The sequence below is a fragment of the Pleomorphochaeta caudata genome, assembly GCF_055395745.1.
Genome location: NZ_AP042458.1, coordinates 2776706 through 2792776 on the forward strand (window position 1 = coordinate 2776706; position 16071 = coordinate 2792776).

General features: G+C 24.1%; 13 protein-coding genes. 1 reads left to right on the plus strand and 12 read right to left on the minus strand.

The window, feature by feature from the left end:
- Positions 1 to 7: 7 nt before the first annotated feature.
- From ACZ5RS_RS12770 to ACZ5RS_RS12825, 12 genes are all read right to left on the minus strand, one after another.
- On the minus strand, positions 8 to 1633 hold the full coding sequence (locus ACZ5RS_RS12770) for a hypothetical protein (RefSeq protein ID WP_464636054.1): 1626 nt from the start codon (positions 1631 to 1633) through the stop codon (positions 8 to 10).
- Position 1634: 1 nt separating this feature from the next.
- The gene (locus ACZ5RS_RS12775) at positions 1635 to 2402 is read right to left on the minus strand and encodes a glycosyltransferase family 2 protein (protein ID WP_464636056.1); all 768 of its coding nucleotides are present in this window, start codon (positions 2400 to 2402) and stop codon (positions 1635 to 1637) included.
- A complete protein-coding gene (locus ACZ5RS_RS12780) occupies positions 2399 to 3205 on the minus strand; it encodes a hypothetical protein (protein ID WP_464636058.1) in 807 nt (268 codons plus the stop codon). Before ACZ5RS_RS12780 ends, ACZ5RS_RS12775 begins: the two co-directional genes overlap by 4 nt.
- Complete coding sequence (locus ACZ5RS_RS12785) at positions 3198 to 4211, minus strand: glycosyltransferase family 4 protein (protein WP_464636060.1); 1014 nt, start codon at positions 4209 to 4211, stop codon at positions 3198 to 3200. Before ACZ5RS_RS12785 ends, ACZ5RS_RS12780 begins: the two co-directional genes overlap by 8 nt.
- A 12-nt stretch (positions 4212 to 4223) precedes the next feature.
- Positions 4224 to 5081, minus strand: coding sequence for a glycosyltransferase family 2 protein (locus ACZ5RS_RS12790; RefSeq protein WP_464636062.1), 858 nt, complete (start codon positions 5079 to 5081; stop codon positions 4224 to 4226).
- A gap of 19 nt (positions 5082 to 5100) precedes the next feature.
- The gene (locus tag ACZ5RS_RS12795) at positions 5101 to 6234 is read right to left on the minus strand and encodes a glycosyltransferase (RefSeq protein ID WP_464636064.1); all 1134 of its coding nucleotides are present in this window, start codon (positions 6232 to 6234) and stop codon (positions 5101 to 5103) included.
- 19 nt (positions 6235 to 6253) lie between these two features.
- Positions 6254 to 7537 carry an O-antigen polymerase gene (locus ACZ5RS_RS12800; RefSeq protein ID WP_464636066.1) on the minus strand — a complete coding sequence of 428 codons (1284 nt, stop codon included), beginning with the start codon at positions 7535 to 7537 and terminating at the stop codon, positions 6254 to 6256.
- A gap of 9 nt (positions 7538 to 7546) precedes the next feature.
- A complete protein-coding gene (locus tag ACZ5RS_RS12805; protein ID WP_464636068.1) occupies positions 7547 to 8590 on the minus strand; it encodes a hypothetical protein in 1044 nt (347 codons plus the stop codon).
- A gap of 41 nt (positions 8591 to 8631) precedes the next feature.
- The gene (locus tag ACZ5RS_RS12810) at positions 8632 to 9666 is read right to left on the minus strand and encodes a glycosyltransferase family 2 protein (RefSeq protein WP_464636070.1); all 1035 of its coding nucleotides are present in this window, start codon (positions 9664 to 9666) and stop codon (positions 8632 to 8634) included.
- 144 nt (positions 9667 to 9810) lie between these two features.
- Positions 9811 to 11256, minus strand: coding sequence for a B12-binding domain-containing radical SAM protein (locus ACZ5RS_RS12815; RefSeq protein WP_464636072.1), 1446 nt, complete (start codon positions 11254 to 11256; stop codon positions 9811 to 9813).
- A gap of 44 nt (positions 11257 to 11300) precedes the next feature.
- A complete protein-coding gene (locus ACZ5RS_RS12820) occupies positions 11301 to 11903 on the minus strand; it encodes a sugar transferase (protein ID WP_464636074.1) in 603 nt (200 codons plus the stop codon).
- 23 nt (positions 11904 to 11926) lie between these two features.
- Complete coding sequence (locus ACZ5RS_RS12825) at positions 11927 to 13750, minus strand: polysaccharide biosynthesis protein (RefSeq protein ID WP_464636076.1); 1824 nt, start codon at positions 13748 to 13750, stop codon at positions 11927 to 11929.
- A gap of 983 nt (positions 13751 to 14733) precedes the next feature.
- Here ACZ5RS_RS12825 and ACZ5RS_RS12830 point away from each other — a divergent pair.
- Positions 14734 to 15891, plus strand: coding sequence for a GGDEF domain-containing protein (locus tag ACZ5RS_RS12830; protein WP_464636077.1), 1158 nt, complete (start codon positions 14734 to 14736; stop codon positions 15889 to 15891).
- The last annotated feature ends 180 nt before the right edge of the window (positions 15892 to 16071 follow it).

Consider the following 16071-nt stretch of genomic DNA (forward strand, 5'->3'; position numbering starts at 1 on the left):
AATTGTTTTAGGATTCCAACAATACAATAGAATAATAAATAATAATTTTATGATTAGGTTTATATAAAATATTTTTAATACAGCTTTCTATTGAATATAAAGAACCAAAAGCACAAAAAAATTTATTCTCGTTAATAAATAAGTCATAATCTTCAGCAAATTCTATTAAAAATTTAATTCCATCCTTCTCACTTTGAAATTGAGTTTTATTAATTTTAATTAAATTATAAAAAAATAAATTGACTGGGTAAAAAGTTTCAAATTTAATTTTATTTTTGAATAAAATTTCATCTTTAATATCTATACGAGTTTCTTTAAAAATAAAGCTTCTATTATGATAAATATTATTTGATTCTCCTTTTATTGTATTCTTGATAATTTTATATTCTAATTCATCTCTAAAAACATATTCATTAGAAAACTCCTTTTTTAAAATTTTTTTTATTAATATTAAAGTTTTTTCCTTTAATGTATATTTTCTATCAATGACTACGCCCCAAGGTAAAGGAATTGATTTATTTGAATACAGTTTACTACCAAATTGTTCTCCTCCATAACAAGGAAGTAATTCATTCAAATGATAAATATAAGGAATTGGTAAATCATTAGTCCAATATCCTCCAGGTTTAGAAATAACAGCAAAATAATTCAAATTTTTATATATTATAAAATCTTTCAGATTCACATTATTTATTCTATTTGATATAACATCACCAACTTTAGACTCAACTTTAACCTCTTTATAAATACGATCTGTTTTACATAAATAATATAGCAAAAATGGCAAATAATCAAAATAATTATTATAGGCATACCAACCTAAAAAGTTTTCATCGTTAATGCTATTCTTTAACGGATAACCATGCTCTAAATTATTCAAAACTAATGGAGTACTACCGTCTAAATTTTGAAATGCTTTTAGGTAATTAAAAGCTAAATGTTCAAAATTTTTATATCGTTTATCCTTTGTTAACAAATAAGCGAATTCAAGAGAATAAATTAAAGGACCAAAACCAAAAATCTGACCTTGGCCTCTTCCTACATAATTAAATTGCCCATTGGGTAATATAAATTGAATTATAAAATCAACTGCTTTTAGAAAACTTTTTTTAAAAATTTTTAATCCTGTTTTTTCATAAGCCTCACCTATAAGAGACATACTAAAACAATGATATTGAAAAGAACTTACATTTTTTTCATCTAATATTAATCCAGAAGCTTTTTGAAAAAAAATTATTTTTAATACAATTTCAAAAATACCATATATTCTGTTTTTATTACTTAAAATTCTTGAATAACCTCTTAATATAGTCCAATTGGTACATTTAGTTCCTTTAAATATAAGTGGAAAAACAATCCCTTTTAAATCGTTATTTTCTGTTTCTTTTATCAAATTTATCAAAGCATAATTATTAAATTCCCAATGAAAATTTTCATTGCTTTTATCTTTATTTTTATAAAACTTAGTTATTTCATTTATTAAATCATGATTTTTTTTCTTATCTCTAATACTTAACGCTAAAGCAAAAAACAATTCTCCATAAAAACTTCTAGCTGGGAATTCCCCATTTTTACAATTTAATTTAATATACTCTAGTAATTTATCTGAGTAATTCCTTAATTCGTACTTCATATTACCCTTTAGCCTTTATAATTGCAATTATAATTTGTTTTATCTCAAATTTTTTAAGAAATACTTTTATATATTTAAACATATGTTTTCTATAAAATAAACGATAACCAATAGCAGCTTTTTTACTCGTTCCAATAGTAGGATTTTCATGTTTATGATATAAAGTAACAACTTTTTTTACAACATCACAATGATAACCTTCAGCAAAAATTCTTGTCCACATATCCCAATCTTGACAACTTGGAAAAGATTCATCAAACAATCCAGTTTTATCAAATACTGTTTTTTTCACCATTACAGAAGGAGATGGAATAAAACATTTTTTTAATATTTCATATAAAGCATTACCCTTAATAGAATATTTATATTCATATAAAACATTATATTTTTCATCAACAGCATTTGTCCAAGTATATACAAGCCCAATTTTAGGATTATTAATAATTTTTTTTACTTGAAGTTTTAATTTATCCGGTAGCCATTCATCATCATCATCAACAAAGGCAAGTAATTCATATTTTGATTTTTTAATCCCCAAGTTTCTACAGTAAGGAGCCCCTTTATTTTCAGCATTTCTATAATAAGTAAATTCATTAATAGCCTTACTATATTTATCAACAACTTTCTTATAAGCTTCTATATTATTGGAATTATCATCAACAACAATCACCTCAAAATTTTTATAGGTTTGATTAATAACACTTTCCAATAACCTATCTAACATATCACTTCTATTATAAGTTGGAATAATTATACTAACATTATTCATTTATTATCCTTAGTTACAATATCAAGATTTACATCCCACTTTATTTTACTACCTTTACATAATTTAATCATAGGAAATGCATTAGGATTTATTATTTTTAAAATACAATTATTATAAGGAGTTTTTTCATTATGATATAATAAATACTGTTTCAACCTATTTGATTTTAAAATAATATTTGAAAATCTTTGGGGTAGCGGTTTAGTTTTATACCAATTATTACATAGTTTTATTACTATCTTTTCCCAATTTATTGGAATCATTCTAACATGTACTACCCATTCATCTTCATGATCTCTTACATACATATATGGATTCATAAATTCACTACAATAATAATCAATAATTTTTATACTAATATTATATTTTTCACCAATTAAACTAACAGTTTTTACAGGATATTGAAAATATATATTACTACACTTGTGTTCTATTATTTTATTATTAATTACGGCATATTGAAAAAATTCTTTTTTGAATCTATATCTCATTACAAAATCCATAAAAAAAGAATCCTCTAAACATTCTAGTGATACTTTTCTATTTATAAGATTATCCTTTAAATAATCTTTTCCTGTTAATACAAATCCTCCTTCAAACATCTTAGTTTCAACTTTATATTCGTATAAATTATTTTTCTTGTTATAGCTTGAATTAATTACTTCATATCTATAACCAACATTTCTTTCCAAAGAAAAAAAAGCACTTGAATCAGCTGTTTCTATACCCCAAGGGTAAATAATATTATCTCCATCAAGAATTAATTCTGAAATTACATTATTTTTTATTTTCCAATCAATCATTTTGTAATTCTCCAATCGTATTAATCCAATTCTTTTTAAAAAAACTTAAATCATAATTTTTAACAACAAAATCTCTTGCTTTCCTTGAAAATTCATCATAATTATTATCGAAAAGAACTAATCTTTCTTTGTATTCTTTAATTGAATCGGAATCCCACCGATCTACTACAAATTCAGGAATTTCTTTTTGTAATTTTAATCCAATCCCTACAGGGCCCATTACAATAGGTAAACCACACGCCATAGCTTCTAATGGTGCTAATCCAACAGATTCGAATCTACTTGGGAAAATTAAAGCTTTATATTTATTATATATTTTAGGAAGGTCATGATTTTTTATATTCTTTATCCAGATTAATGAATCTGAAGGTTTTTTATTAGTTACACAACTTATTAAAACACCTTGAGCAGCTAAATTTTCTAATATATCAAAACCTTTTGCATAGTAATTATTAGAACCTACAAAGATATATCCATTTCGTTTAAAATTTGAGATAGGTTTAAATAAATCAATATCAACTCCATTATTAATTATTTTGTTTACTTTTATTCCCTGTTTCTCTAAAATTTCTGAAATAAAATCAGATACTGCAATCACATACTTATCTTTTGCACCTACTTTTTGTATTATTGAATTCTTAATATAACCAATTTTAGTTTTAAAATTTACACAATCATTTAAATATTTATTAAATCCATAATACGACCCATGAAAAATATTAATGCAGTTGGGATGATGTATTCCAAACGAAAATTCCCCATTACAAATAACAATATCAAATTTATTTTTTTGCTTATTAAATTCAGTTGATAATAAATAAGGATCTCCAATAAGTTTCTTCATAAAACAATTAATATTAGTATTATTTTTGACATTTTCTAAAGTAAAAAAATCAACTTTATGCCCATATCCTTCAAATAAAACTTTTATAAGTTCATTTATCTGCTCTACACCGCCAAAATAATTTTGGTAAGGGGTTATTATAACTATTTTTAATGTCTTCATAATTAAATCACTTTACTTATTTTTCTTTAATTTTTTATAAACAAGACTGCTTAGTCTACGAATAAAATAAATATTATTATACAAATAAGGAGTCATTTTTACTAATTTATTTTCTTTGAAAAAAGAAAAATGCTTTTTATAAAAATAATAATTATTTTTATATACCCAATATTCATATTTAAAACGAGAATAAGAATGTTGACCTCCAGCATCATTTTCTCTGCATAAATGAAAACAAATTGTATGTGGACAAAAAATAATCTTATAACCACTTTCTTTTATTTGAATAAGATAATCAGTTTCTTCTCGCCACCCATTAACTCTAAAATTTTTATCATATTTAAATTTAGTTAATATATCTCGTTTACCCATAAAACAACCATGCAAGAATAAAACTTCTTTATCGTCGTCAAGAATACTATTAAAATTATTATTAAAATCTTTATCGTATAAAACGGTTGTTCTTACATCATTCCTTTTCAATGCTTCATATTTTGTTTCATTCTTTTTTAAATATATTATTCTTCCAGCTATAATATCAGCATTTTGCTTTTGCAAATGTTTTAATAAAATCTCACTATAATCAATATCAAAATATAAATCATCTTCCCCAAATAAAACATAATCCGAAGTAGCATTATTGAGACCTATTTGCTTAGCAATTGGAGCACCACTTCTATTTTTTAGTTTAATATATTTTATTTTAGGATAATTATTAACAATAAAAAATTCTGTTCCATCCGTACTACAATCATCTACAATGATAATTTCATTAATAAATTTTTGTTTAATATAATATGGAAGAACTTTTTTTAATAATTCCAAACGATTATGTGTCGGTATAATAATAGATATCATATTATCAGTCATAAAAAACCTCTTAAATTTTTTAATTGTTTATAGTATTAAAAAAATCATTATAATATCTAATACTAGCAGTTGTTGAATATTTTTTACAAAAGGTATTATAAGCATTTTTTCGAATATTATTTATTTCAATAGAAGTCTTTGTATTCAAATTTTTTATACAAGAAATAAATTCTGTTTCATTTTTTCCAATGAAGCAATCATAACCATCAAAAATATTATATCCAATTTTTGCTTCTGGAGTTAATAAAGTTAAAGCACCATAAGATAAAGCATTAGCAACTTTCACTTTCATACCAGCTCCAGAAAAGATAGGAATCATTACAATATCACACATATCATAAAAGCTATCCATGGATTCAACATTAGCATAAATTTTTATATTTTCCTTTCCCTTTACAATTGAATATAAAGAATTCGCAGGATTAGATCCAACGATATATAGCTCAATAATGTTTTTAACAGAAGAATAAACTTTATTAATAACCCATTCTATACCCTCTAAATTAGGACCAAACCACAAAGAACCAGTAATTAAAATCTTAATTCTATTCGAGTCAAATTCATTTTTTATTAAATAATGATTAGTGTTAACACAAATTGGTATTACATATATTTTTTTATTATTAATGGAATAAATTTTATTTAGTTTTGCTTTATCATTTTCTGTCAAACAAATTATCGAATAACTATTATTAACAATTATCCTTTCTTTTTTTTTCGAAAAAAAATATATAATAAAATTTTTTATATTTTTGTCTAATTTAAATTCATTTTTTGAATAATCTACTTCTATATTATGTATTCTAGATATTACTTTAATTTTATGTTTTTTTGCAGATTTAATAATAAAATCATATCTACTAAATTCTATAAAAATATAACTAATATCTTCCCATTTAATTTTTTTTCTAATTTTAGTCCAACTATAATAATAAACACTAGTTTGAAATTTTAAATATGTTTTAAGTCTATTAAATTGACTAGATTTTTCTAAAAAAAAATATTTCTTAGTCCATTTTTCAATATCATGACAAAAGGGACCAACATAGATAAGTTCAATATCTTTAGGAAAGGAATCTAGTGTTTGCTTTACAGCAATCTGTCCACCTGATTTTTGTCCTGGAGCTTCTGGTGTAACATATAGAATTTTCATAAAACCACCTTAACTATATTTATTTAATAATTTCTTTTCCTATAGAATAACTAATTTTCGTTAATAAACTATAAATATAAATAAAAATGTAAAAAATACCATCAGAAAAAAAATAAGGACCTTTGAAACAAGTAATAAATATAATAATAATATATATGTAACAAAAAAAAGATAAATTATCAATTATTTTTTTCTCGCTGTTATTAGAATTAGTTTTATCACTAACTAAATATTTATTCAAATTTAATAATTGTTTAAGAAATGAAAGATGCACAAATATCATCGCAATTAACCCAACTATTCCTAACCCATTTATTGTTTGTATATACCCTACATCTGAAAATCTATTTTGCAAGTTATTAGGGAAAGTATTACCAAAATATAATACACGTAAATTATTTGGTAAAAAATAATGATTTTCCAAAGTAGAACTAAAAGAATTTGTAGTAAATTTTCCAGTTGCTTTAAAACTATCTATTGCTTCATACATTAATGTAAAAGAAGAATAAAATTGGTCTTGATAATCGTGAAATAATAAATTTACTAAAGTTAAAAAAAAGAATACCATAAAAAAAACAATTAATAATATTTTTATTATACTCTTTAAATCCCCAATAAAAATCTTAAAACTTAAATAAAATAATATTACTATTATGAATGATAAAACTCCAGTTCTTGAAGCTAGTATCGTACTTAAACCACACAGAATCGCAAATATCAAGCAAAAAAATTTTTTATACTTTCTCATTGAGAAAATATCACTATAAAGTATAAATAATAAAGAAGTTAGAGCTAACATAATACCATTTAAATCATAGCCTGACATTAATCCCATAGATCTATACGTAACATATTTACTAATTATAAAATTCCTATTCATTTTTAAAGCTAAGTCTCTAAAACCAAGTATATCAAAATATTGAATCCAAGTAATTAATACATTAATTGATAAAATTATTAATAAAATTTTGAATAAATCTTTAATTGTAATTTTTGATTCTATTAATAATAAATAAATACAAACGGACATTATAAAACTTTTTACATAAAATACAAAATAATATTTATCAATTCTTTCAACAAAAATAATAGAATTTATAAAAATGGAAAAAAATGAAACAATAATACAAATAATTATATACCTAACTAATTTAGGAATTCTAATAACAAAATTATTTCTTAACACATATAATAAAATATATGATAAAGAAATAATTGTTTGTGGACCAGAAGCACCTATATTTGGAAATAAAATCATGATATAAACTATAATAGCTAGTATTATTTTTCGAACAAAATCCATAAAAGATCCTTAAATTTTAAAATTTTTAATAATATCAATAATAGTACTACAAGTAGCTTCTACAGAAAATTTTTCGCCTACTTTAATAGCTTTTGATTTTAATTCATTTTTTTCTTCAAAACTTAATGAAATAGCTTTGGAATAGGCTTTAATAAATTCATTTGGTTCATAATCGTCCATATCAATAAAAATATCCCTATAATCAGTATCTTGATTATTATCAATTTTACAAATTGGAATACTTCCATGCATCAATGCAGCTTTTAAAGTTCCATTTCTATTACTAACATAAGGTTTAACAGGTATAATAGAAAATTGACTTTTTGATAAAATATTAGAAACTTCATTATCATCTAAATCATAAAAAATTTTTACTCCATTTAAATTTGGATTTAATAATTCTAATTTACTACTAGTACATATATAAAGTTCATATTTATTTTCTTTATTAAAAGATAACCATCCCTCTAACATCTCATTGAATGCTTTACTGTTTGTTATTAATCCAAAATAAGAAAATAAATTATTTTTTTTGTTATAACATGATGAAATATCTGAAGGAATAATATTGCTTGGTATATCCCTCTCAAAGATTTTTTTTGTGTTAATTTTTATTTCGCAAAATTCATTAATATCTGTAACTAAAATAATATTACTCACTAAAAGTAATACCCTAATAAAAATTCTTCTAAAAAAATGCAATCTACTATATTCGTGTAAAGAAAGAATAAAAGTAATACCTTTTATTGAACAAAAGAATCTTAGCAATAAAAAAGTTATTAATAAAAAAGGATTCCATTCGTTAAAAGGATATTCAATGATTAAATAATCACGTTTTTTATTAAAATTTTTTATAATATATTTTAATATAGTCTTTGTCATTTTGAAAGAAAAAAACAAATGCATTTTATTAAAATCATAAGTATATTCAGTATATATAGCTAAATCAATCTGATTATAATTTTGAAGAAAAGTATCATATATTTTTTTACTATAATGACCAATACCATCTTTATGCGATCCAAAATTACAACATATAAAATCTAATTTCATTTCTCTATTCCTATAATTCAAATTTGTTCTCAACGAATAACTTATCTTTGAGTTTCCCAAGTAGACTTTTGCTGTTTTTTTATAAGCTGAACAAAACCAATAAAAAGAGACAAATTAACAGAAAAAAAATAAAAAATTAAATTAATATATTTAATTGTAATTCCTTTTTTCAAATAAAAAAAATAATATATTAATAATCCTAAATATACAAATAACTGTAATCCAAAAAAAATATTAAAAAAAGCTAAATCCCCTATTAAAAATATATTTGAAACAAAAGCTAAAATCAAAAAAAAAGGTACTAACCATCTTAATATCCTATGTGAGAAATATACAAAACTTCCTTTCCTAAAAAATAGCATTTTCCAAAATATTACTATTGCTTGATAATGCCCTGCACCATCTCTAATATGACGAATAAATTGACTTTCAAAATTATCATTTGGCTCTTCATATGCCTTTGCTTTAGTATTCATTATTACATCATAACCTTGTTGCATAATATTTGTTGAAATAAAAAAATCATCATTAATTATATTTTTCTGCATTTTGTTTACTAAATTTTTTCTAATTGAATAAATTGCTCCATTAGCTCCAGAAAGCCGTCCTAGTTTTGATTCTAAGATTTTAATATAATTCTCATATTTCCAATATGAACTTTCTGACTTTGCTCCAACACCAGATGATTTATCTACTTTATATCTGAGCTGTCCACTAACACATCCAATATTAGTGTCTACAAAAAATTTTACTAACTCTTTAATAGCCATAGAATCAAACATAGTATTTGCATCAGAAAAAACTAATATTTCGCCATTAGCTTCTTTTATTAAATGATTCAAAACATTTACTTTGCCACCTCTTTTCAAATCCAATACTTTAAAGTTACTTAAAAAAACATATTTCTTTAAAATATCTAATGTTCTATCATTAGAACCATCTGAACCAATAATAAATTCAATTTTTTCTTTTGGGTAATCCAAATTAAGCAAATTTAAAATTTTTTCTTCTATAATCTTTTCTTCGTTATAAGCTGCTATCAATACAGATACTTTCGGCCTATAATATGTATCCACTTTATAAATTTTATTTTTATATAGAGTCAAGATTTTCAATACAATTGGATAAAAAATATATGTAAATATTGGCAAAAAAATTGATAAATAAAATACACAATATAATAGAATTTTCATAAAATTTCTCCCAAGATTTATTTAAAATTATTTTTTAAATAAATATTTCTTAAATGTACCAAAAGATTTAAAGGTTCTGATTGCATCTTCTTTACTGGTAATACACTCTCCCAATTTCATAAAAATATATTTAGGACGTAGATAAAATTTTTTCCTAGCATAATCACAAAAATTCACTAAATCTTCACTAGAAACATTCTCAGTAGATAATACACAATTATGCATACCATCGTCTTTAAGCCATTCTCTATAATTATTAGCTTTTATATAATTATTTTTTTTTGCCCAATCATAAGCTTCAGTTCCTGGATAAACCATTAATGGGAAAAATTGGACAGTATCTAGCCTCAACTTTTTTGCAAAGTTTAATGTCTGAATCATTGTCTCTTTTGTTTCACCTGGATTTCCAACCATAAAACAACCATGAACACGAAGTTTTGCCTTTTTCGCAGCAGAATTAAAATTTAAAGATTGTTCAAGAGTTATTCCTTTATGCATGTTATCTAAAATATTCTGATTACCACTTTCAAATCCAGCAACTAAAAGTTTGCAACCTGCTTTTTTCATTAAAAGCATTGTGTCATATTCTAAAGTAACTCTTACTTGAACTGTCCATTTTAAATTAACTTTATTATTAATCAATAAACGGCAAAAAGCTTTTACATTTTCTTGATCAACTGCGAAATTGTCATCATCTATAAGGATCTCTTTTACATCAGTAAAATTATTTTTTATGTAAACGCATTCTTCGAATAAATTTTCTGCACTACGTTTTCTAAAACCTTTGCCAAACATCACTTGAGAATACATACAATAAAAACATTTTGAAGGACAACCTCTACTAGAAAATATACTAATTGTAGGATAACTAACATGAGCATAAAAATAATCATTTATATCTAAATATTTTTTATATACTTTACTCACAAAAGGAAGTTCATCTAAATTCTGTATTAAATCTCTATCAGGAGTATTAACAATATTATTATTTACATCAAGAAAACTAATACCTTTTATACTATTATATTCTTTTGGCTTATTTAATTTTTTAGCTAATTCTTTAATTGTATAATCATATTCATGCCTTGCAATAAAATCTATAAAAGGACTATCAGTAAAAATTTCTTCAACACAAGCTGAAGCATGCGTCCCTACTAAACAAATTTTAACCGTAGGAAGTATATTTTTAATAGCCTTAGAAAACTCCAAATCATTATAAATACTAGGAGTAGAAGTATCAACAACTATTAATTCTGGAGCAAATTTTTCAATAATATTTAATGTTTCATTATTATCAATACATCTAGCAGGGGCATCAATAAGAATCAAATCATGCCCCTCTTGATCCAATACACCAGCAGCATAAGACAACCAAAGAGGGAAATATATTGTTCCACTTTTTGTTACTGCAGGACTTCGAGAACTTTTTGAATATTTATTCAAAAATGGAGGATTTAATAAAATAATTTTCATACATTTTCTTCCTTATAATAAGCTTTAAGACTATAATAACAGCTTTATATAGACTTATCTTGTTTACCTTCAACTACCCCATCATTCTTTAATACTGATATTATAGTTCCAAAAAAACACTTTAAATCAAAAAAGAAGCCAATCTTTTTGGTATAGTCACCATCTAGTTTAGCTTTTACTTCTATAGGTAATTCATCTCTACCATTTATTTGAGCCCAACCAGTTAGACCTACAGGAACATCATTTGCTCCATACTTGTCTCTTTCAGCTATTAAATCATATTGATTCCATAATGCTGGTCTTGGGCCAATAATAGACATATCACCTTTTAATATATTAATTATTTGTGGTAATTCATCTAAAGAAGTTTTTCTTAAGAACTTACCTACTTTAGTTATCCATTGCTCTGGATTCTCTAACATATGAGTTGGTACATCTTTAGGGGTATCAATTCTCATTGTTCTAAATTTCAATATATTAAAATGCTTTTTATGAATTTTAACTCTTTTTTGTTTAAATAATACGGGACCTTTTGAATCTAATTTTATTGAAATAATTAGTATCAAAAAAATAGGTGATAATATTATTACTCCAAGTAAAGAGAGTATTATATCTATTAATCTTTTTATTATTAAATAAAATTTCATGATTTGTAGCCTATTATTTTTATTTATTTAGCTTCGTCAAATTCAGCTACAGTTTCTTTTACCCATTGTTTTAGGGTATTTGGTGATAAGACATTTAAGTCTTTTATTATTTGCTTAAATTCTTCTTTGTTTAGAGATCCTGTTACTTTAGCTTTGAAGATTAATTTGTTTGAGGTTGGGATTGTATTATCCTTATTTGCAAGAAGTTCCTCATACATTTTTTCTCCTGGTCTAAGGCCGGTTATTCTAATTTTGTTTTTACTGGGGTCCCCATACATTTCTATTAGCTTTTGAGCAAACTCATATATGTTTACTGGTTGTCCCATATCTAATACCATTACTTCTCCACCTTTCCCTATGGAGCCTGCTAAAAAGACTAAAGATACTGCTTCTGGTATTGCCATAAAGTATCTAATAATCTTTTTATCTGTAACGGTAATATCTACCCCTGCCTGTATTTCTTCCATAAATAATGGAAGCATTGATCCACGAGAGCCTAATACATTACCAAATCTAACACATACAAATTCAGTATCAGGATTCTCTTCATTAAGCATTGCAGCTTCTAATTCTACCATGCGCTTTGTTGCACCCATTACATTTGTTGGATTAACTGCTTTGTCTGTACTTATTACTACAACTTTCTTTACTTTGTTTTTTGCAGCACTAGTTAATACATTAAAAGAGCCGCCAACATTAGTTCTAATACCTTCTTCTGGATAAAGTTGGATTAATGGAACATGTTTATAAGCGGCTGCATGGAATATTATATCTGGTTTATATTTTGCTATTATTGTATCTATTTTCTCTTTATTTCTTATATCACATAATACTGGGACTACTTCATCACTCCACTCAGATTTGTAATTAAGTAATCTAAGTGCACTATCGTGTAAGGAACTTTCATCAAAATCAACTAGTATTAACTTATTTGGATTATAGCCTTTTGCTTGTCTTGATATTTCACTTCCTATACTTCCACAAGCCCCTGTAACTAGTACTACCTTTCCTTCTATCATTTCTCTTATAGGTTTTCTATCTATTTCTATAAGCTTTCTGCCTAAAAGGTCAGCATAATCAACATTTCTTAAATCTATAGTTTTCTTATTGCTATTTTCTAATTCAAAAAGAGATGGAACAATTTTTACTTCTCTGCCAATTGCATTTGCAATTGAAACAGCTTTTTGCATTTTGTCTGCAGATAATTGTGTTATTGCTATAATTAATACTTTAGCTTTTGTTGATAATAAGATTTCTTCTAGATTATCTAAGTTACCATATACTGGCTTATCTAATATTAGGGAATTATTTTTTACTTCTTCATCATCAATAAAACCTAATATATGATAAGGTAGTTTACCTACTATGGATTGTCTAGCTAATGCTTTTCCGATTTCACCTGAACCATATACCACAGCTTTTTCTCTACAGTCATTTAAACTGCTATTACCATGATATTGTCTTACATTCTTATGGTTCATAGCAAATCTATATAATACTCTATACCCCATTGCAAAGACATAAGACATTAATGAATAACTCATTAATAATCTAAAGTTGTATATTTCAAATATATTTGATCTGAAAGTTATAATATAACCAATAATTGCACCAAGTATTAAACTCATCCCTCTTATAGCTAATTCTACAGAACTATCTAATATTCTAACTTTATAGACTTTAGATATTGAAAGACATACTACTTGGGATAAAATAATAATCAATGCTATTTTATAGAAGTTAACAATTGAACCATATACTATAAACATTGATATTAAAAATGCTACTATAAATGAAATTATATCAGCTACTACTAGTACTGATATTCTAACTTTTCTTGAATACATTATAACTTATTATTTCCTAAAGAATTATTTTTGATTGTCGAGATTTTAGATTGATTTTTATTAATATTTTAGGGACATGAAAATCCAATACAGCTTAATTTCTGTATAGCATATTCCACATTTCCATTCAATATTAATACCGCGACTAATCAGCGTATATCAATTAATTGAAAATCGATACATGAAAATATGAGTATAGCTATATATTATTTAAGCGTAAAAATAGAAACCCCTGTATATATATATCGGTATAACCAAGATAGTTAAAAGTAAAGCCCCCACTTCACCCTAAACTAGTATATAAATTCCTCATAAATATCAGTTGAATATTACTCTAATTTTATGTTTCTTGCAATAAGAATTAAAAATATAATGTGCGTTTGTTATATTACATACAATCTTTAACGAAACTATTTTCGCTATCTTATCAAATATTTTTTAGGTAGCACCTTTTAGTACAATTTTGTACTAGTTTTGTATATTTATGCTTATTATATACCTATTAAAGAATTAAAAATATCATTAATATGATATCTTATTTTTTTCACTGCTTAAAAATACTAACTTGATATAACAATATTGACATAAATAGATAAAAATTTATTTTTAAAAAATAATATTTATTATTAGTAACATAAGTTTTTTATGAAATAAAACGATTATTTTATCTAAATTTTGATACTTTTTTACAATGTAGATTTTTACAATTAATTATGTATTTTTTACATTTATTATTTGAAAGATTATTAATATACAATTAGTATACTAATTGGTGATTATTAAAAAAATTAATTATATTAGTTTTATTTATATTTTAATTTGTATAATGATTCTATCAAATTTGTCTAGAAACCTAATATTTTATATGCTAATATTCCTCTTAGGGGTTTGTCTTGCATTAGACAAAAATAATTCTTATTATACACAAGACAAAAAAATGATCTCATATTAAAAAATACACCGTCACTATAGGGAAAATAGAAATGGCAAAACAATTAAATTTTTTTGATTTCTTAAAAAACAGTAGTAAATACTTTTTCCAAGCTCAACTTTTTGCAGTGACACATTTCTATCTTTTTTTCTTATCTATTTTATCAGTTATTATTAAATTATTGATTTTTTCTAATCCAGAACCTATTGAGGTTTGCTTCTGGGGAGTTTTTTCTATTTTTGCATTAACTTTTGGAGAAATTTCTTTAAGATTTAAAAATGAAGTTAAATTAAATAAATTTATTAATTTTGTAATATCTATTTATATAGTTGCTGGACTTCCTATTGGTGTCTTTATGACTGGAAGTATTACATCCCCTTCTTCCTTATATATTATAGTAGGTCTTACGATTGTAGCTTTACTTACTACAGGAAAAGTTAAAACTTTCTTAAATATTTATATTATAGGATTTTGTTTTTATTATATTTTTATTGAATATAAATACCCAACTGTATTTAATATTAAAATTCCAACTTACCAGGAAAATTTTATTAGCTGGGCTTTCTCATTTATTATAGGGATTTTATTCTTTATTAAATTATATTCTACTATTACTAACATAACTAATACTGATAGAAACACTATTGTGGAACAAAAAAATGAACTCTATATCATGTCTATTACTGATTATCTAACTGAAATCTATAATAAAAAATATTTATATGAAATTTTAGAACAATTAATTATTGATTTAAATCATAAAGGAGAATCCTTTATACTTATTGCCATCGATATAGATCATTTTAAACTATACAACGATACTTATGGACACCTTCAGGGTGATATCTGTTTAAAAGAAGTCTCAACTATTTTAAAAAATAGTTTTGAGGATAATAAAGGCTATGCTTTTAGATTTGGTGGGGAAGAATTTGTTATTGCTCTTAAAACAGAAGATTTTAATGATGGCATAAACTCTCTTAAATATATTAATGATAATCTAAAGTCTAAAGCTATTATTAATGCTAACTCTCCTACCGATGAATTTATTACCCTTAGTACTGGTATTATATTAGCACAAAAGGAAGATAGAATTTATGATGTTAATTATTTACTTCATCTTCTTGATGATGCTCTATATAAAGCTAAAGAAAATGGTAGAAACCAATCATGGGCTTCTAATGGTAATGATTTTTGGAGAATTCAATTATAATTAATAATAATATTTTAAATTTAGGTTGCTTTAATTTTTAATTAGTGGCAATTTTTTTTGCCCTATCTTATATTTCTTTATTGTTGTTTATTAGTGTTTTTTATCGTTTATTGTTATTTTAACTCTTTTTTTATTGTTTTTTTATTTATCCTAAGTTATTATTAGTTTGTGTGGAGGATA